This window comes from Gordonia sp. YY1 (assembly GCF_009872315.1).
GTDB classification, from domain to species: domain Bacteria; phylum Actinomycetota; class Actinomycetes; order Mycobacteriales; family Mycobacteriaceae; genus Gordonia; species Gordonia amicalis.
Window position 1 is genome coordinate 245,231 of sequence record NZ_WXYI01000002.1, and the last position, 18,296, is coordinate 263,526.

Sequence of the window (18,296 nt, forward strand, 5' to 3'; positions counted from 1 at the left end):
TCGAGCGGTGCGCGGGTACCGTCGGGTTACTGGGCATTCGGATGTCGTTCAGATGACCCGTGCCCGGCTGCGTGCGACGCGACGGACCATGACGACAGTCCGGCAACGAGGAAGTAGGTACTACGCGAGATGGCACGAATCGGAGACGGCGGCGACCTGCTGAAGTGCTCTTTCTGCGGGAAGAGTCAGAAGCAGGTGAAGAAGCTCATCGCCGGTCCCGGCGTGTACATCTGCGATGAGTGCATCGACCTCTGCAACGAGATCATCGAGGAGGAGCTCGCCGAGAACGGCGACGTGAAACTCGACGAGCTCCCGAAGCCCGCGGAGATCCGCGACTTCCTCGAGAAGTACGTCATCGGTCAGGACACCGCCAAGCGCACGCTCGCGGTGGCCGTCTACAACCACTACAAGCGCATCCAGGCGGGGGAGAAGAAGGACTCCCGCACGGGCGAGACCGTCGAGCTGATGAAGTCGAACATCCTGATGCTCGGCCCGACCGGATGTGGCAAGACGTACCTCGCGCAGACACTGGCCAAGATGCTGAACGTGCCGTTCGCCATCGCCGACGCGACCGCTCTCACCGAGGCCGGTTATGTCGGTGAGGATGTCGAGAACATCCTGCTGAAGCTGATCCAGGCCGCCGACTACGACGTCAAGCGCGCCGAGACCGGCATCATCTACATCGACGAGGTCGACAAGATCGCCCGCAAGAGCGAGAACCCGTCGATCACCCGCGATGTGTCCGGCGAGGGCGTTCAGCAGGCTCTGCTGAAGATCCTCGAGGGCACTCAGGCGTCGGTGCCGCCCCAGGGTGGGCGCAAGCATCCGCATCAGGAGTTCATCCAGATCGACACGACCAACGTGTTGTTCATCGTCGCGGGTGCGTTCGCGGGTCTCGAGAAGATCGTGTCCGAGCGAATCGGCAAGCGGGGCTTGGGCTTCGGCAACGACGTGGCGAGCAAGGACGACGTCGACACGACCGATCAGTTCGCCGACGTCATGCCCGAGGACCTGATCAAGTTCGGCCTGATCCCGGAGTTCATCGGCCGTCTGCCGGTCGTCGCGTCGGTGACCAACCTCGACAAGGCCTCACTGGTGAGCATCCTGTCGGAGCCGAAGAACGCACTGGTGAAGCAGTACACCCGGCTGTTCGAGATGGACAACGTCGAACTCGAGTTCACCCAGGACGCTCTCGAGGCGGTCGCCGACCAGGCGATCCATCGGGGCACCGGTGCTCGTGGTCTGCGCGCCATCATGGAAGAGGTGCTGCTTCCGGTGATGTACGACATCCCGAGCCGGGACGACGTCGAGAAGGTCGTCGTCACCGGTGAGACGGTGCGCGACAACGTATTGCCGACGATCGTGCCGCGCAAGGCGTCGAGCGACGAGCGTCGCGACAAGACCGCCTGACGCACAGGCTTCGTCGTGGGGCATGATGACCATCTCGCCTCGCCGCGGTGACGGATCACGCACACTGGGAGCTGTGACTCAAGACACGGGATCAGACGGTTCGAAACTCGCGGCGATCGTGCTGGCTGGCGGGCGCTCACGGCGCATGGGCAGCGACAAGGCGGCATTGGACTGGGAAGGCGAGCCGATGCTCGCCCGCGTCGTGCGGGTCGTCGCGCAGCGGTGCGACCCGGTGCTGGTGGTGGCCGGCGAGACGTCCGCGGCCTTCCGCGGCATCGATGACATCCGCGACCGCGCCGCCCCCGGCATCGACCGGTCCAAGGTGCACTGGGTGACCGACGAACAGGAGGGGACCGGCCCTCTGGGTGGCCTGGTCGCGGGCCTGGCCAAGGCCGCGGCCGCAGGCGCCGGCCTCGCCTTCGTGTGCGCCACCGACATGCCGCTCATCGCCCCCGAGCTCATCGACGAACTACGTCGGGGGCTGACCGGCTCGACCCAGGCGGTGATCGCCCGCGACGCACAGCGCGACCATCCGATGGCCGGGATCTACCGGACCGACGCGGGCCCGGTGATCGCCGATCTCGTGGCCGGCGGCGAACGGCGGATGCTCGGTGCGATCGACGCCCTCAACGCTCACCGAGTGGGCGTCTCCGACGCCGACTGGCTCGTGAACGTGAACGCGCCCGAGGACGTGCACCGGCTGCGTGTGTCGACGAGTTGACATGCGCGGCCGGGTCGCCGACACCTCCTGCCGGGCGGGCGGCACGGCGCTCTACGCGCCATACGTCGCCGGCAAGTGGGCCGTTCGTGGTCTCCCGAACGGCAGCGCTCGAGTGTTCCTCACGTCGTCCGACGCGTCGTTCATCACGGGATCGGAGTACGTCATCGACGGCGGACTTCTCCTCGGACCGGCCCTTCCGGCCGAGACCGCATGAACCGACGCGCCGCTGCCGGGTACTGACGTGAGGTCCGGGGCGAGGTCACACCCGGCGGAAACATAGAATGGCGGCCGTGACATCACTCGACCCCACATCCGCGCCGCCCGAGAACGAGTTGCCGAAATCCTGGGACCCCGCCCAGCACGAGGCGACGCTCTACCAGGGCTGGGTCGATGCCGGCTACTTCACCGCCGACGCCAAGAGTGACAAGCCCCCGTTCTCCATCGTGATCCCGCCGCCCAACGTCAACGGGTCGCTGCACATGGGCCACGCGTATGAGCACGTCCTCATGGACGCGTTGTCGCGCCGTCGCCGGATGCAGGGCTACGAGGTGCTGTGGCTGCCCGGCATGGACCACGCGGCGATCGCGATGCAGACGATGGTCGAGCGCAAGCTGGCCACCGAGGGCAAGACCCGCGACGACCTGGGCCGCGAGGCCTTCATCGAGCGCGTCTGGGCCGAGAAGGCCGAGATCGGCGGCAACATCGGCGAGCAGATGCGTCGCCTCGGTGACGGCGTCGACTGGTCCCGCGAGCGCTTCACGATGGACGAGGGTCTGTCACGCGCGGTGCACACCGTCTTCAAGAAGATGTTCGACGACGGGCTGATCTACCAGGCCGAGCGTCTGGTCAACTGGTCTCCGGTCCTCAAGACCGCGGTCAGTGACATCGAGGTCAGCTATGCCGACGTCGAGGGTGAACTCGTCAGCTTCCGGTACGGCTCCCTCGATGACTCCGAACCCCACATCGTGGTGGCCACGACGCGTCTGGAGACGATGCTCGGCGACACCGCGATCGCCGTGCACCCCGACGACGAGCGCTACGCGCATCTGGTCGGCACCGAACTGCCGCACCCGTTCCTCGATCGGAAGATCCCGGTCGTCGCCGACGACTACGTCGACCCCGAATTCGGCAGCGGCGCAGTGAAGATCACCCCGGCGCACGACCCCAACGACTTCGCGCTCGGCCAGCGGCACAACCTGCCGATGCCGACGATCATGGACGAATCGGCCCGAATCGCCGACACGGGAACTCAATTCGACGGCATGGACCGTTTCGAGGCGCGGGTCAAGGTCCGCGAAGCCCTCGCCGAGCAGGGGCGCATCGTCAAGGAGGTGCGTCCGTACCTGCACAGCGTCGGACACTCCGAGCGCACCGGTGAGCCGATCGAACCCCGCCTGTCGATGCAGTGGTGGGTCGACGTCTCGTCGCTGGCGCAGGCCGCCGGCGACGCCGTCCGGGACGGGTCCACGGTGATCCACCCGAAGTCGATGGAGCCGCGCTGGTTCGGCTGGGTCGACGACATGCACGACTGGTGCATCTCGCGTCAGCTGTGGTGGGGACATCGCATCCCGATCTGGTACGGCCCGGACGGTGAGGTCGTGTGCGTCGGACCCGATGAGGAGGCGCCGGAGGGATACGTCCAGGAAACCGACGTCCTCGACACCTGGTTCTCCTCGGGCCTGTGGCCGTTCTCCACCATGGGCTGGCCGGAGAAGACCGACGATCTCGAGAAGTTCTATCCCACCTCGGTTCTCGTCACCGGATACGACATCCTGTTCTTCTGGGTGGCGCGGATGATGATGTTCGGGACCTACGTCGGCAAGGATCTGGGTCCGGGTAACGAGATCCCGTTCCACAATTTGTTCCTGCACGGCCTGGTCCGCGACGAGCACGGCCGCAAGATGTCGAAGTCGAAGGGCAACGGCATCGATCCGCTCGACTGGGTCGAGCGCTTCGGGGCCGACGCGTTGCGCTTCACCCTGGCTCGCGGTGCCAACCCGGGCGCGGACATCTCGGTGGGCGAGGATCACGCCCAGTCGTCGCGCAACTTCGCGACCAAGCTGTACAACGCGACCAAGTTCGCGCTGATGAACGGCGCCAAGGTCGCCCAGCTGCCCGACGCGTCGGTCCTGACCGACGCCGACCGGTGGATTCTCGGCCGTCTCGACGAGGTGCTCGCCGAGGTCGACGCCGGCTTCGAGTCCTACGAGTTCTCCAAGGCCTGCGAGTCGCTCTATCACTTCGCCTGGGACGAGGTGTGCGACTGGTACCTCGAGCTGGCCAAGGTCCAGTTCGCCGAGAATGACGAGAAGCGTTCGGAGACAACATCTGTCGTGCTCGGTGCGGTTCTCGAACCGCTGCTGCGCGCGCTGTCGCCGGTGATGCCCTTCGTCACCGAGGTGCTGTGGAAGACGCTCACCGGGGGCGAATCGCTCGTCATCGCCGAGTGGCCGACCCCGTCGGGACGCGACTGGTCGACCGATTCGGCGGCTCGCATCGCCGATCTGCAGCGCCTCATCACCGAGGTGCGCCGCTTCCGCAGCGACCAGGGACTGCGTCCGGGGCAGCGGGTCGCCGCCCAGTTCGACGGACTGGGGGAGTCCGGCCTCGAGCCGTTGCTGCCCTACGTGCAGTCGCTGGCGCGTCTCGATGCCGCCGGACCCGGCTTCGGGGCCACCGCGACCATCGAGGTCCGCCTGTCCGTCGCAACCGTCACCGTCGCCATCGACACCTCCGGAACCGTGGACGTCGAAGCCGAACGGAAGCGTCTCACCAAGGACCTGGCGGTCGCCGAGAAGGAACTGGCGACCACCTCGGCCAAACTCGGCAACGAGCAGTTCCTGTCCAAGGCTCCCGACCAGGTGGTGAGCAAGATCCGGAACCGCCAGCGGATCGCCACCGAAGAGGTCGAGCGGCTGAACGCGAAGCTGGCGAGTCTGGCCGGCGGCGCGTGAGCGACGAGACCGGCTTCCCGGAAGAGGATCCCGCCGTCGTCGGCGAGGATCCGCTGGGATTGTCGGAGCTACTCGACGCCGAGGAACGAGCGGCGGACGCCGAGACCGACCGGCCGCCGCTGACCGTCCACGACAGTGCAGACGATCTCGCCGAACTCGCCGAGGTCGAGGCCGAACTCGACACCCGTTGGCCCGAGACCAGGATCGAACCGTCGCTGACGCGCATCGCGGCCCTGATGGACCTGCTCGGGTCGCCCCAGCACAGCTACCCCGCGATCCACGTCGCGGGCACCAACGGCAAGACGTCGGTGACGCGGATGATCGATGCGCTGATGACCGCCCTGCACCGCCGGACCGGCCGGATCACGAGCCCGCACCTGCAGCGGGTCACCGAGCGGATCTCGGTCGACGGCAAGCCGATCCGCGCGCGGACCTACATCGACACCTACCGCGAGCTCGAGCCGTACATCACGATGGTCGACGACGGCTCGACCGCCGCGGGCGGCCCGCGGATGAGCAAGTTCGAGGTGCTGACCGCGATGGCCTACGCGGTCTTCGCCGAGGCCCCGGTCGACGTCGCGGTGGTCGAGACCGGCATGGGTGGACGCTGGGACGCCACCAACGTCATCGACGGAATCGTCTCGGTCATCACGCCGATCGCGATGGACCACGCCGACTACCTCGGCGACACGCTCACCGCCATCGCGGGGGAGAAGGCAGGGATCATCAAACCCGGCGAGCCCGGCGCACTCGGCGCCGTCGACCCGGTCACGATCATCGCCGAGCAGAGCCCCGAGGTGATGGACGTACTGCTGCGCGCTGCCGTCGAGGCGGGCACGGTCGTCGCCCGTCAGGGTTCGGAGTTCGCGGTTCTCGACTCGGCCACCGCCGTCGGCGGCCAGATGCTGAGAATCCAGGGACTCGGCGGCGTCTACGACGAGGTCTTCCTGCCGCTGCACGGCGCCCACCAGGCCGCCAACGCGTCTCTGGCCCTCGCCGCGGTGGAGGCATTCTTCGGTGCCGGCCCCGATCGCCAGCTCGACATCGACGCGATCCGGAGCGGGTTCGCCGCCGTCGGCAACCCCGGACGGCTCGAGCGGCTGCGCAGCGCACCGACGGTCTTCGCCGACGCCGCGCACAATCCGCACGGCGCGACCGCATTGGCTCAGGCGCTGGCCGAGGAGTTCGACTTCCGCCGCCTCATCGGCGTCATCGGAGTGCTCGGCGACAAGGACGCCCGAGGACTACTCGAGGCTCTCGAGCCCGTGTTCGACGCCGTCGTCATCACCAACAACGGTTCGCCGCGTGCCCTCGACGCCGAGACGCTCGCAGAGTACGCACACGCGGTGTTCGGCGAGGAACGGGTCGTCGTCAAGCCGTTCCTGCCCGACGCCGTCGAAGAAGCCATCGCCCTCGCGGAGGACTCCGAAGGTCAGCGTGTCTCGGGTGCGGGAGTGGTCATCACCGGGTCGGTCGTGACCGCCGGCGCCGCCCGCACCCTGTTCGGTAAGGAACCCTCATGACCCGGTACACGCCGCCCACAAACGACCCGTGGAAGGGCCTGCGCGGGGTGATGGCCGGGACGATGATCCTCGAGGTCATCGTGATCATCCTGGCGTTCCCGATCGTCTGGCGACTCGGCGGCGGCCTGACCTGGCTGTCCGGCGGATACCTGACCCTCCTCGTGCTCGCGATGATCGCGGCCGCAGGGATGCAGGGCCGCCCGTACGCGCTCAAGCTCGACCTCGGCCTGCAGATGGCGGTGATCGTCGGTGGCATCTTCCACTGGTCCATCGCCGTCGTCGGTGTGGTCTTCGGATCGGTCTGGCTCTACATCGTCTACATCAAGCGAGATGTGGAGAAACGCGTCGAACTGGGCATGCTCCCCGGTCAGGAACCGATCGACTGACGCGCGTCCCACCTGGGGAGTCAACGCTGTCCCGACAGCGGTTTGGTGGTCGCAAGACCTGTGTCCGGACCGTTATCGGCGAACGGGAGCGGACCGCGAGGGTTGCTGCAACAATGGCGCAAGCCGTGGGGAGCCGGCGAGTTCCCGCCTGGCTTCATCCCACCGCAACCCGCCATCGTGACGACATCCAACGTGAGGACGTACGTGCAGTTCCTGTTTTCCCGGACCCCCGCCGGTTCTGATCGCCCCCGCACCTCCGCCCGAATCGGCCGCTCGGCCGGAATGGCCCTCGCCGGTGCGGCGGCATTCGCTCTGGCCGCGCCCGCCGTCGCCTCGGCGGCACCCGCACCTGAGCAGACGCCGCCGGCCCTGGAAGCGTTCGCGGTACCCGAGGCAGGCGCTCCGGTGCCCGTCTCGCAGGGAGAGTTCAGCTACCTCGCGACCCACTCCGTCACCAAGCGCGCGGCGGGTATGAAGGCGCCCGAGGCCATCGCGACGTTGCCGGTGCCCGCCCAGTACCGTCCGGCGAATCTCGCTCTCGCGCAACAATTCGACCTCGCTCTCGCCGGTGCGTTGGCCTCGCCCGGTGGGTGTCTCCAGGTCGTCGTCGACCCGCAGTCGCGGTCGGGCAGCCTGTTCAACTACGGCTTCTTCCCGGTCGCCGGTGAGTACTGCTCCTGACCGTCGGAATCCGGTCGCCGGTCGTTAAGGTGTGAGGCGTGACTGAACGCACTCTCGTACTCATCAAGCCGGACGGCGTCCAACGCTTGCTCGTCGGCGACATCATCAGCCGCATCGAGCGCAAGGGGCTCACTCTTGTGGCTCTCGAGCTCAAGACCGCAAGCGACGAGGTCGCCCGCGGCCACTACGCGGAACACGAGGGCAAGCCCTTCTACCCCTCGTTGCTGGAGTTCATCACCTCCGGCCCGCTGGTCGCGGCCGTCCTCGAGGGCCCGCGCGCCGTCGCCGCCTTCCGGCAGATCGCCGGCGGCACCGATCCCGTCGATAAGGCGGTGCCGGGCACCATCCGCGCGGACTACGCCTTGAACACCCAGTACAACCTGGTCCACGGCTCGGACTCGCCGGAATCGGCCGAGCGTGAGATCGCTCTCTGGTTCCCCGAACTCGCAGGCTGACCGGGGTTCCCTCGGTTCGACGCGCGGCTCAAACGCGCATACTTTGCGGTCATCCGACCACCGTGTGGGATACTTGCAGGGTTATCGCCGGCACACTTTGTCGACGATGGCCGGATGACGCGCCCTGGTTCGGCGCGTCGCGGTGCGGTAGATCCGCATCGCGACGCCCACAACCACAGCTGATCCCGCCGAGGTTCGTACTGCTGCCAGCAGCCGAACACTCAGGCTCTGCCCTGTGCCCGGTGGCGTGGAAGGCGCCCGGGATGCGGTCATCGACACAGCAAGAGCGTTCTCTGCTGAACCGACTCTCGGATCAGCGTGATGACGCGGAGACCACACAACACCGGTCATACGTGACCGGGACACAGAGCAGACCCTCGCGTGGCCGCGTCAGCCCGACGCGCCCGGGGGTTCGAGGAGACTGAGTGACCGACAACGGGTCACCGGCTGACGCGAACGCAGCGTCAGAACCGGTGGAAGAATTTCCCAGCAAACTTCGTGTGCACGCACTGGCCCGCTTCCTGGGCCTGACGAGTCGGCAGGTGCTGGCGCACCTGGCCAATCTCGGGGTGCAGACGCGCAGCCCACAATCCAGCGTCGACCGTGAGTTGGCGCAGGCCGTGGCCGAACGGGTGCGGGCCAACGTGGAAGCGGACGAGGCGGTGACGCCGGTCCCGGCCGAAGAGGCCACCCCCGCGGCGCCGCAGGTCGAAGCGCCGGCCCCCGAGGCGCCGAAGGTCGAAGAGACCACCCCCGAGGCTTCGAAGGTAGAAGAGCCGGTCGCCGAGGCTTCGAAGGTGGAAGAGCCGGCCGTCGAGGTTCCGAAGGTCGAGGAGCCGCCGAGTCTGTTCTCGGCCGCGGCCACCCGCTACGACGAGCCGGTCGCGGCGCAGGCCGCCGAGGACGACACGTCCTTCGGCACCCAGCCGCTGTTCCTCCAGCCACAGGCGCCCGCCGAGAAGCCGAAGACCGCGCGCGCGGCGAAGCAGGCCGAGAAGCCGGCGCAGCCCGAGAAGCCAGCGCAGGCGGAGAAGCCGGCGCAGGCGGAGAAGCCGGCGCAGCCCGAGAAGTCAGAGCAGCCCGACAAGCCGGCGAAAGCCGAGAAGAAAGCGCCGTCGACCGGCGCACCTTCTGCCGACACCTCCGCTGACGACCAGGCTCCCGAAGAGGACGCCGACGAGACCGACACCGACAGCACCGACGCCGACGACTCGGGTTCGGGTCGTAGCCGTCGTCGCCGTCGCGGACGTCGTGGTCGTGGTCGCGGCCGCGGCGACCAGGGCGAGTCCGGCGATTCGTCGGATGACACCGAGTCGGACGAGACCGGTGACCGCGCCGAGGACTCGGCAACCGACTCCGAGTCGACGGCCGACGAATCCGGCGACGAGAACAAGACGGATGAGTCGCAGTCCGAGGAGTCGGGCGCCGGTGATGGCGAGCCGACCGGACGCCGACGTCGTCGCAGCCGGCGGTCAGCCGGAGAGAACTCGGAGGAGGCCGATCAGAAGGAGGCCGCTTCCGCGGATGTGTCGGAGGGCGACTCCTCGACGGCCACCGATTCCGGTGACGACACCGAGTCGGACGACGGTGAAGGCGACGACTCGGATGAGGCGTCCTCGACCCGCCGTCGGCGTCGCCGCCGCCGGCGCAAGGGCGGGGGAGAACCCGACGAGGGTTCGCCGGACGATCCGCCGAACACGGTGGTCCACGAACGTGAACCCCGGAGCAAGCGTGCGCGCGACGAGGTGCAGGGCATCTCCGGTTCGACCCGACTCGAGGCCAAGCGTCAGCGCCGTCGCGACGGACGCGACGCGGGCCGTCGACGCCCGCCGATCCTGACCGAGTCGGAGTTCCTCGCCCGTCGCGAGGCCGTCGACCGCGTGATGGTGGTGCGCGAGCGCAGCGCCAACAGCAGCATCTCCGACGGCGACGGCCACGAGCTCGCCGCGGTGGAGGACTACACCCAGGTCGCGGTGCTCGAGGACGGCGTCCTCGTCGAACACTTCGTCACCACGGCGACGTCGTCGTCGATGGTGGGCAACATCTACCTCGGCCGCGTGCAGAACGTGCTACCCGGCATGGAGGCGGCTTTCGTCGACATCGGCCGCGGCCGCAACGGTGTGCTGTACGCCGGCGAGGTCAACTGGGATGCTGCCGGACTCGACGGCGGCTCGCGGAAGATCGAGCAGGCGCTCAAGCCCGGCGACAACGTGCTGGTGCAGGTCAGCAAGGACCCGGTGGGACACAAGGGTGCCCGCCTGACCACGCAGATCTCCCTGGCCGGCCGGTACCTCGTCTACGTGCCGGGCGGGTCGTCGACCGGTATCAGCCGCAAGCTGCCCGACGTCGAGCGCAAGCGTCTCAAGCAGATCCTGGCCAAGCTCGTGCCCGACGAGGCCGGAGTGATCATCCGCACCGCCTCGGAAGGCGTCAGTGCCGAGGAACTCGGTGCCGACATCGCTCGTCTCGAATCGCAGTGGAAGTCGATCGAGGAATCGGTCGCGCAGGCCAAGAAGGGTGGCTCGTCGGCTCCGCGTGCACTGTACGAGGAGCCCGACCTGCTGGTTCGCGTGGTGCGTGACCTGTTCAACGAAGACTTCAAGAAGCTCGTCGTCGAGGGCGACAAGGCGTGGAACCTCGTCGAGGGTTACGTCAGTTCCGTCGCACCCGACCTCATGGAGCGGGTCGAGCAGTTCAGCAAGCCGCACGCCGATGCACCCGATTCGTTCGTGGTCCATCGCATCGACGAGCAACTCGCAAAGGCGCTCGACCGCAAGGTGTGGCTGCCGTCGGGCGGCACGCTGATCATCGAGCACACCGAGGCCATGACGGTCGTCGACGTCAACACCGGCAAGTTCACCGGTTCGGGAGGCAACCTCGAGGAGACGGTCACCCGCAACAACCTCGAGGCGGCCGAGGAGATCGTGCGGCAGATGCGCCTGCGCGACATCGGCGGCATGATCATCGTCGACTTCATCGACATGGTCCTCGAGTCCAACCGTGACCTGGTGCTGCGTCGCCTCACCGAGGCCCTGGCTCGGGACCGTACCCGCCACCAGGTGTCGGAGGTGACCTCGCTCGGCCTGGTGCAGATGACCCGCAAGCGTCTCGGCACCGGTCTGCTAGAGGCGTTCTCGACCCCGTGCTCGACGTGTGGCGGTCGCGGCCTGATCGTGCACACCAACCCGGTCGAGGTGCGCGGCGACGACTCGGCGCGTTCGGACAGCGCCGGCTCCAAGCGTTCGCGCCGCGGCAAGAAGAAGTCGGAGGCACCCGCCGAGACCAAGGCGGCGCCGCAGCCGGCACACAAGCCCGCTGCCGAACACCCGTTGTTCCGGGCCATGGCCGCACACAACCACGACGACGAGCACCCCGAGGGCGAGTACCACGAGGGTGATCACCCCGAGGGCGCGCCCGAGAAGCCGGAGACCCCCGAGCCGGTGGCCGAGACCGTGTCGGGACCGGAAGCGGCGGAACCGGAAGCGGCGGAAGCGGAACCGGTGAAGGTCGAGGAACCGGTGAAGGTCGAGGAACCGGTCCTGTCGACCGACGGGCAGGCTCCCGCGGTGGCCAAGCGCCGCCGCCGGGTGGTCCGGCGCCCAGCGCAGACCACCACCGCACCGGAGAACGTGGTGATGACGGCCGTCGACGCGGCACCGGAGGCGCCCAAGACGACCTTCGGTCCGGTCTCCACCGGGGAGTCCGTGGTCGCGGTACGCCGGCGCCCGCGGAAGCGTACGGCGGGCCGGCCCGCCGGACCGCCGCCGACCGACAGCTGATCGCCGAGGGACGGGCCGGCGGGGCTGGTTTGACCCGGCCACCGCCGTTCCCGTAACCTTGGAAAGTCGCCTCCCGCGGAGGGTCTGCGCTGTTCTGTGTGCCACGTGCACCGGCAGCGGCGCGAATCCCGTGGCAGGCCCTCTGGTGTGATCTGCAGCCACTCCCGGTCAGCTGACTGGGTCGACTGCGGCCCGCGCCGGGATGCACTACACGAACGCCTTCGAGAGCGCCTCGGCGCTGGCGAGGGCCCGACCAGACGAGTAAGAGGAAGAACTTCGATGGCAACGTACGCGATCGTCAAGACCGGCGGTAAGCAGTACAAGGTCGCTGAGGGCGACATTGTCAAGGTCGAGAAGATCGACGAGAAGGTCGGCTCCACGGTGAGCCTGCCGGTCGCGTTGGTCGTCGACGGCTCGACCCTGACCACCGACGCCGACAAGCTGGCCAAGATTTCGGTCACCGGCGAGGTCGTGGAGCACGTCAAGGGCCCCAAGATCCGCATCCACAAGTTCAAGAACAAGACCGGCTACCACAAGCGCCAGGGTCACCGTCAGAAGCTGACGCTCCTGAAGGTCACCGGGATCAAGTAGTTCGACCAGCTTCGCGAAGACCTCAGGAGGACTGACACATGGCACATAAGAAGGGCGCATCGAGCTCGCGCAACGGTCGCGATTCCAATGCCCAGCGACTCGGCGTGAAGCGCTTCGGCGGCCAGCAGGTGAGCGCGGGAGAGATCCTGGTTCGTCAGCGCGGCACCAAGTTCCACCCCGGCGTGAACGTCGGTCGCGGTGGCGACGACACCCTGTTCGCGCTCGCCGCAGGCGCGGTGGAGTTCGGCAGCAAGCGTGGCCGCAAGACGGTCAACATCGTCCCGGAAACCGCTCAGGTCTGACCCGAGCTATCCGGCACGACAAGCCTTTTCGCAGGGCGGGCAGGGTCATCACGTACCCGGCCCGCCCTGTTCTTTTTTGGATGGAAGAAGGATTCGATGTCACGGTTCGTCGACCGCGTGACCATTCACGTCGCGGCGGGCAACGGTGGCCACGGCTGCGCCTCGGTCCACCGGGAGAAGTTCAAACCTCTCGGCGGCCCGGACGGCGGTAATGGCGGGAACGGCGGGTCGGTGCGCCTCGTCGTCGACCCGCAGGTGCACACTCTGCTCGACTTCCACTTCCGTCCGCATGCCAAGGCGAGCAACGGCAAACCCGGTGCCGGCGACAACCGTGACGGCGCCAACGGCGAGGATCTCGTCCTCAAGGTGCCCGACGGTACCGTCGTGCTCGACGAGAACGGCACCATTCTCGCCGACCTGGTCGGCGCCGGAACGACTTTCGAGGCGGCACAAGGCGGTCGAGGAGGCCTCGGCAACGCCTCGCTCGCGTCGAAGGCCCGCAAGGCCCCCGGCTTCGCCCTCCTCGGTGAGGATGGCCAGGAACGTTCCCTCGTTCTCGAGCTGAAGTCCGTGGCCGACGTCGGCCTCGTCGGCTTCCCTTCGGCGGGCAAGTCGTCGCTGGTGTCGGTGCTGTCGGCGGCCAAGCCGAAGATCGCCGACTATCCGTTCACCACCCTCGTGCCGAATCTCGGTGTGGTCCAGACCGCCGGTGAGGTGTTCACCATCGCCGACGTGCCCGGCCTGATTCCAGGTGCGTCGACCGGCCGTGGTCTCGGACTCGAGTTCCTGCGCCACCTCGAGCGGTGCGCCGTCCTCGCGCATGTCGTGGACTGTGCGACCCTCGAACCCGGTCGCGACCCGGTGTCCGACATCGATGCCCTCGAGGCCGAACTCGCCGCCTACCGCCCGGCGCTCGACGCCGATCACGGTCTGGGCGACCTGGCCGAGCGTCCGCGTGTGGTGATCCTCAACAAGATCGACGTCCCCGATGCCGCCGAACTCGCCGACCTCGTCGAACCCGAACTCGCCGAACGCGGTTGGCCGGTCTTCCGGATCTCGGCCGTGGCCCACGAGGGTCTGCGCGAACTGACCTTCGCACTGGCGAAGATGGTCCGCGAGTACCGGGAAGCCCAGCCCGCCAAGGTGCCCCGCCGCGCGATCATCCGTCCGAAGGCGGTCGACGACACCGGGTTCACCATCATCCGCGATCCGGAGATCGAGGGCGGTTTCATCGTCCGCGGTTCGCGTCCGGAACGCTGGATCGCGCAGACGCAGTTCGACAACGACGAGGCCGTCGGCTACCTGGCGGACCGCCTCAACCGGCTCGGCGTCGAAGACGAACTGGTGAAGCTGGGTGCGGAGCCCGGTGCGCCGGTCACCATCGGTGCGGTCACCTTCGACTGGGAGCCGAGCACGCCCATGGGTGACGACGTCCCGGTCACCGGACGCGGCACCGACATCCGACTCGACCGCAACGATCGGGTGGGCGCCGCCGAACGTAAGCAGGCGCGCCGGCTGCGCCGCGGGCTGCCCGTCGAGGACGGAGAGCAGGACCAGTCGTGACCGCGGAAGCCCGCATCGAGGTTCGGGGCGTTCGGGCACAGATCGCGCACGCGCGCAGCGTCGTGGTGAAGATCGGCTCGTCGGCTCTGACCGACCTGACCGAGGGACTCGATCGGGATCGGCTCGATGCCCTGGCCGACGCGCTCGAAGCGCGGATGCGTGCCGGCTCCGATGTCATCGTGGTGTCGTCGGGCGCGATCGGCGCGGGTATAGCCCCGCTGGGTCTCAAGAAGCGTCCGACGGACCTCGCAACCAAGCAGGCTGCGGCAAGCGTCGGACAGCTGGCGCTGGCGCACGCCTGGGGGACCTCGTTCGCCCGCTACGGCCGCACCGTGGGGCAGGTCCTGCTGACCGCAGACGACATCTCCAACCGGTCGCATCACGCCAACGCCCAACGCACGCTTGATCGTCTGCGGTCGTTGGGTGCGGTGGCCGTGGTCAACGAGAACGACACGGTGGCGACCAACGAGATCAGGTTCGGCGACAACGACCGGCTCGCCGCCCTCGTCGCCCACCTCAGCGGCGCCGACGCGCTCGTGCTGCTCTCCGATGTCGACGGACTCTACGACGGCGACCCGCGCAAGGTGGGCGTCGACGGCCGACGTGCCCGTCTGATCCCCGAGGTGAACGGGCCGGAGGATCTCGACGGCGTCATCGCCGGGTCGGGGGGAGCGCTCGGTACCGGCGGGATGGCCTCGAAACTGGCCGCGGCCCGCCTGTCCGCGGATGCCGGTGTCCCGGTCCTGCTGGCCGCCGCCTCGTCGGCGGCGCAAGCTCTCGCCGACGCATCGGTGGGTACGGTGTTCGCCGCCCGCGAGGAGCGGTTGTCCGCCCGCCGCTTCTGGGTGCGTCATGCCGCGGACGCGCGGGGTCGGATCGTCCTCGACGACGGTGCGGTGGCTGCGGTATCCCATCGGCGTCGTTCGCTTCTCGCCGCCGGCGTGGTCGGCGTCGAGGGCCGGTTCTTCGATGGCGACGTCGTCGAACTGGTGGACCAGCGCGGGGCGGTGAAGGCGCGCGGCGTCGCCTCGTATGACTCCGACGACGTCACCTCGATGATCGGCCGCCAGACCGACGAACTCCCGGCCGAACTGCAGCGGCCCGTCGTGCATGCCGACGACCTGGTCGTCCTTCAACCGTGAACTGCGCGAGCGGTGAAATAGCCCACGAGCGCGTTCCCGATCTCCTTCAGAGCCTCTAGCTCGTCGCCACTCACAGGTTCTCTTGCGTTTGATACTTCCGTGTCAGCCTCAAGACTCCGCGATTCGACTGATAGGCGATGCACAACTAGATGCCTACTCTTGGCGAGTCGGTCAAAGAGCGAGCATGCCTCCGCGGCAGGTACGTTGCCCGGACCGTAATCGCGAAGACAGACTTTGAGCTTTGGCCCGCCAAGACTTCGCAACGCACCACTGATCGCGCTCGCGCTCTGGAAATTGTCACGGTCGTACTCGCGCATAATTGCGGTTTGCGTAAGGGTCGGAAGGAGTCCGACGGCGATGTCGTCCCCTCGTGCTAGGGCGTCCATTAGCGTCCGAGCTGCAGCGATCGGAATCGAGGCTCTGATTCGATCGAGCGGACAATAGTCGCCGGTGAGATAGCCAATCAGGGCGTCGCAATACAGAGACTTCATCAATTCGTCCAGTGAACCCACTGCGGCGACGAGTGAGAACAGGGCTAAGTCGCGTGCGAGTTCATCAGGAGTGATTGGATCATCAGCTTTATGATCCGATAGAATTGAAGACTCTGACAGATCTTTGAACCCGATCGCACGATTCAGATTATAGTCAAATATCCGCTTTCGTTGGCGAATTCTGAATTTGTAGTCATACATGACTATTGGGTAAGGTTAATGATTCGTTTGGCCAATTTCGTGAACATCTCATCAAACTGCTCGATCTTCTCGAGTTGTCCTTCCGCGGCCGCGCCACCAGTGTTAAGGTCGCTCTGCTGCAATTCGAAGACCGGCTTGTGCTTATCCTGCGATGTGGCAATTAGCGAGTTAAAATCAGGTATCTGTGCAAGCTTGTATGCGTCGGTGTGCTTCTTATACATCTCATCGTCGAGCGTTAGGCCTATCTTCTGAATCTCCGGGATCAGTACGTCCTCGACTGCGTCGTCCAGATGATTGAAATACGAATCAAAGGACTTTGAAGGCATGCCGTTCCGGAGGCGGTAGCGTTGAACGACGGTGCCCAGAAATTTGGGCGCTCTGGGGGAGAAATTGTATAGGATGTCCTCGTCCTCGAACATTCCCAGCTGTTTAACGCGGTTCATCCAATCTATCCAACGCGGGATTGCTTGGGACAGGCTGTCCACTGCCATGACCGAGAAGATATCGGGCATCATTGGAACTATAAAGTAATCCGCGCTTAGGAAGTTTATTTGATTGATGGCTCCGAGACTGGGGCTCATGTCGACGAGGATGTAATCTGCATCGTAGCGCTCACCCGCGAGCTTATAGAGCTCAGAGAAACTGCCTGGGACATTTTGCATCGCGGGCATCATCGAGCCCATATTCATCGCGGTTGCAAGCTGCGTTTCGACTTCGGCCATCTTAACGCTTCCGGGAAGAAGGCGAAGGTACTCGTTGCCCGAGATTGGATTGCAGTCGGGCGACTCGATCTTCTTTCCCATGCTCTTCATGACAGGAAGGAGGGAGTTATGAAGGTTGACCTTCTCGAATTGTTGATACGAGTCTGGGAGGACCCCTCCATCGCTTACTTCTAGTGAGAGCCCGGTCAGGTTGCACTGGGGGTCTGCGTCGACGATAATTACGCGCTTACCAAGTTGGGAGAGTTTCCAGCCAACATGAAAGCACGTCGTTGTCTTGCTGACTCCGCCCTTATTGTTAAAGAACGCAATCGTCTTTGCACCTTGCCCCATTGCGCGGCGTCCCCTCCGAGTTTGTGTATGAGGCGAAGCCATCCGGTCGCCGGTGCTCCACTCTAGTGAGTGTCGAGACCGGTGGGCAGACGCCACGCTGGATTGCACTCAATCGGCGTCATGAACGGATTCTCTTAGATCGTCAGGGCCGGCAGCACGACCCCGGCCCGATGGTCGATCTTGAGCACGGCCAGCTCGTCGGCGCGGGTGTGTCCGCGGTTGACGATGATCAGCGGCTTACCGGCGCGATGGGCCCGGCGCGCGAACCGCAGGCCGGACATGACCGTCAGTGACGACCCGACCACCAGCAGCGCGTCGGACTCGTCGACCGCGGAGAATGCCTGGGCGACAAGTGGTTTCGGAACGGTCTCGCCGAAGTAGACGATGTCGGGTTTGAGGATGCCCCCGCAGTGCGGGCAGTCGATCATCACGAAGTCCGAGGTGTCGGAGAGTGTCGCATCCGCATCGGGTGCCACCTCGATGGCGCCGCGTCCCGCGACCCGGTCGGCGAAGCTGGTGTTGACCTCCTCGAGCTCCTCTGCGAGCCGGTGCCTGGAGATCCGCCAGTCGCAGGTCAGGCAGCGTACGCGCCCATAGCAGCCGTGGAGTTCCAGCACGCCCTTCGTCCCGGCCTTCGTGTGCAGCATGTCGACGTTCTGAGTGATCACCGTCGAGACCGAGCCGCGGCGTTGCATGTCGGTGAGCGCCAGATGCGCCGCGTTGGGTAGTGCGGCGTCCATGTGACGCCAGCCGAGGTGATTACGCGTCCAGTAGTGCCGGCGGAACTCGGGGGAGGACAGGAACATCTCCAGGGTCATCGGCGTGCGTGGCGGTGAACCCGGGCTGCGGTAGTCGGGTATCCCCGAGTCGGTGGAGATGCCGGCGCCGGTCAGGACCGCGACGCGACGCCCGGCCAGGATGTCGGACGCGAGCTCGATGCGCTCGGCGACATCATCGTCGAGGGGCGTGTGTTCGGCCGGGGCCTGGCCGAGTTGAAGACGAGTGCGCACCCTGCCCAGGATAGGCAGGGTGCGCACTCGGAATG

The 18,296-nt window shown here is 66.6% G+C and carries 16 protein-coding genes; 13 read left to right on the forward strand and 3 right to left on the reverse strand.

Translation table 11 applies throughout. The features are described 5' to 3' along the window. Nucleotides 1–129: 129 nt before the first annotated feature. The 13 genes from clpX to proB all read left to right on the forward strand — a co-directional run bounded on the left by clpX (nt 130) and on the right by proB (nt 15,507). The gene (gene clpX / locus BPODLACK_RS04300; protein ID WP_024498363.1) at nt 130–1,410 is read left to right on the forward strand and encodes an ATP-dependent Clp protease ATP-binding subunit ClpX; all 1,281 of its coding nucleotides are present in this window, start codon (nt 130–132) and stop codon (nt 1,408–1,410) included. Nucleotides 1,411–1,483: 73 nt separating this feature from the next. Further along, entirely contained in the window at nt 1,484–2,131 is a 648-nt protein-coding gene (gene mobA, locus BPODLACK_RS04305; protein ID WP_159404789.1) for a molybdenum cofactor guanylyltransferase, read from the forward strand. Between the two features lies 1 nt (nt 2,132). After that, a complete protein-coding gene (locus tag BPODLACK_RS23880) occupies nt 2,133–2,345 on the forward strand; it encodes a hypothetical protein (protein WP_236577601.1) in 213 nt (70 codons plus the stop codon). Between the two features lie 67 nt (nt 2,346–2,412). Then, complete coding sequence (locus tag BPODLACK_RS04315) at nt 2,413–5,085, forward strand: valine--tRNA ligase (protein ID WP_159404790.1); 2,673 nt, start codon at nt 2,413–2,415, stop codon at nt 5,083–5,085. Then, nucleotides 5,082–6,608 (forward strand): bifunctional tetrahydrofolate synthase/dihydrofolate synthase, encoded by a 1,527-nt coding sequence (gene folC / locus BPODLACK_RS04320; protein WP_159404791.1) that lies wholly within the window; start codon nt 5,082–5,084, stop codon nt 6,606–6,608. Before BPODLACK_RS04315 ends, folC begins: the two co-directional genes overlap by 4 nt. After that, entirely contained in the window at nt 6,605–6,994 is a 390-nt protein-coding gene (locus tag BPODLACK_RS04325) for a DUF4233 domain-containing protein (protein ID WP_024498368.1), read from the forward strand. Before folC ends, BPODLACK_RS04325 begins: the two co-directional genes overlap by 4 nt. A 204-nt stretch (nt 6,995–7,198) precedes the next feature. Continuing rightward, nucleotides 7,199–7,675: a hypothetical protein gene (locus BPODLACK_RS04330; protein WP_159404792.1), complete on the forward strand. Its 477-nt coding sequence runs from the start codon at nt 7,199–7,201 to the stop codon at nt 7,673–7,675. Between the two features lie 38 nt (nt 7,676–7,713). Next, nucleotides 7,714–8,130, forward strand: coding sequence for a nucleoside-diphosphate kinase (gene ndk / locus BPODLACK_RS04335; RefSeq protein WP_024498370.1), 417 nt, complete (start codon nt 7,714–7,716; stop codon nt 8,128–8,130). Nucleotides 8,131–8,555: 425 nt separating this feature from the next. Beyond that, entirely contained in the window at nt 8,556–11,909 is a 3,354-nt protein-coding gene (locus tag BPODLACK_RS04340) for a translation initiation factor IF-2 N-terminal domain-containing protein (RefSeq protein ID WP_159404793.1), read from the forward strand. Between the two features lie 279 nt (nt 11,910–12,188). After that, the gene (rplU, locus tag BPODLACK_RS04345) at nt 12,189–12,500 is read left to right on the forward strand and encodes a 50S ribosomal protein L21 (protein ID WP_006437207.1); all 312 of its coding nucleotides are present in this window, start codon (nt 12,189–12,191) and stop codon (nt 12,498–12,500) included. Nucleotides 12,501–12,538: 38 nt separating this feature from the next. Beyond that, the gene (rpmA, locus tag BPODLACK_RS04350; protein WP_005198946.1) at nt 12,539–12,802 is read left to right on the forward strand and encodes a 50S ribosomal protein L27; all 264 of its coding nucleotides are present in this window, start codon (nt 12,539–12,541) and stop codon (nt 12,800–12,802) included. A gap of 96 nt (nt 12,803–12,898) precedes the next feature. Next, nucleotides 12,899–14,365, forward strand: coding sequence for a GTPase ObgE (obgE, locus tag BPODLACK_RS04355; RefSeq protein ID WP_024498372.1), 1,467 nt, complete (start codon nt 12,899–12,901; stop codon nt 14,363–14,365). After that, nucleotides 14,362–15,507, forward strand: a complete 1,146-nt coding sequence (proB, locus tag BPODLACK_RS04360; RefSeq protein WP_159404794.1) for a glutamate 5-kinase — start codon at nt 14,362–14,364, stop codon at nt 15,505–15,507. The genes obgE and proB overlap by 4 nt, the downstream gene beginning before the upstream one ends. Here proB and BPODLACK_RS04365 read toward each other — a convergent pair. From BPODLACK_RS04365 to BPODLACK_RS04375, 3 genes are all read right to left on the reverse strand, one after another. Continuing rightward, nucleotides 15,498–16,199 carry a hypothetical protein gene (locus BPODLACK_RS04365; protein WP_159404795.1) on the reverse strand — a complete coding sequence of 234 codons (702 nt, stop codon included), beginning with the start codon at nt 16,197–16,199 and terminating at the stop codon, nt 15,498–15,500. The genes proB and BPODLACK_RS04365 overlap by 10 nt on opposite strands. A 2-nt stretch (nt 16,200–16,201) precedes the next feature. Further along, the gene (locus BPODLACK_RS04370; protein ID WP_159404796.1) at nt 16,202–17,251 is read right to left on the reverse strand and encodes a ParA family protein; all 1,050 of its coding nucleotides are present in this window, start codon (nt 17,249–17,251) and stop codon (nt 16,202–16,204) included. Nucleotides 17,252–17,385: 134 nt separating this feature from the next. Beyond that, nucleotides 17,386–18,261 carry a Sir2 family NAD-dependent protein deacetylase gene (locus BPODLACK_RS04375; RefSeq protein ID WP_201450589.1) on the reverse strand — a complete coding sequence of 292 codons (876 nt, stop codon included), beginning with the start codon at nt 18,259–18,261 and terminating at the stop codon, nt 17,386–17,388. Between the last annotated feature and the right edge of the window lie 35 nt (nt 18,262–18,296).

Bases quoted from the DNA above. Each gene is read 5' to 3' on its own strand.
- clpX (WP_024498363.1), top strand. From the start codon at position 130: ATGGCACGAATCGGAGACGGCGGCGACCTGCTGAAGTGCTCTTTCTGC.
- BPODLACK_RS04325 (WP_024498368.1), top strand. From the start codon at position 6,605: ATGACCCGGTACACGCCGCCCACAAACGACCCGTGGAAGGGCCTGCGC.
- obgE (WP_024498372.1), top strand. From the start codon at position 12,899: ATGTCACGGTTCGTCGACCGCGTGACCATTCACGTCGCGGCGGGCAAC.
- rplU (WP_006437207.1), top strand. From the start codon at position 12,189: ATGGCAACGTACGCGATCGTCAAGACCGGCGGTAAGCAGTACAAGGTC.
- BPODLACK_RS04365 (WP_159404795.1), bottom strand. From the start codon at position 16,199: ATGTATGACTACAAATTCAGAATTCGCCAACGAAAGCGGATATTTGAC.
- rpmA (WP_005198946.1), top strand. From the start codon at position 12,539: ATGGCACATAAGAAGGGCGCATCGAGCTCGCGCAACGGTCGCGATTCC.
- BPODLACK_RS23880 (WP_236577601.1), top strand. From the start codon at position 2,133: ATGCGCGGCCGGGTCGCCGACACCTCCTGCCGGGCGGGCGGCACGGCG.
- BPODLACK_RS04370 (WP_159404796.1), bottom strand. From the start codon at position 17,251: ATGGGGCAAGGTGCAAAGACGATTGCGTTCTTTAACAATAAGGGCGGA.
- BPODLACK_RS04315 (WP_159404790.1), top strand. From the start codon at position 2,413: ATGGCGGCCGTGACATCACTCGACCCCACATCCGCGCCGCCCGAGAAC.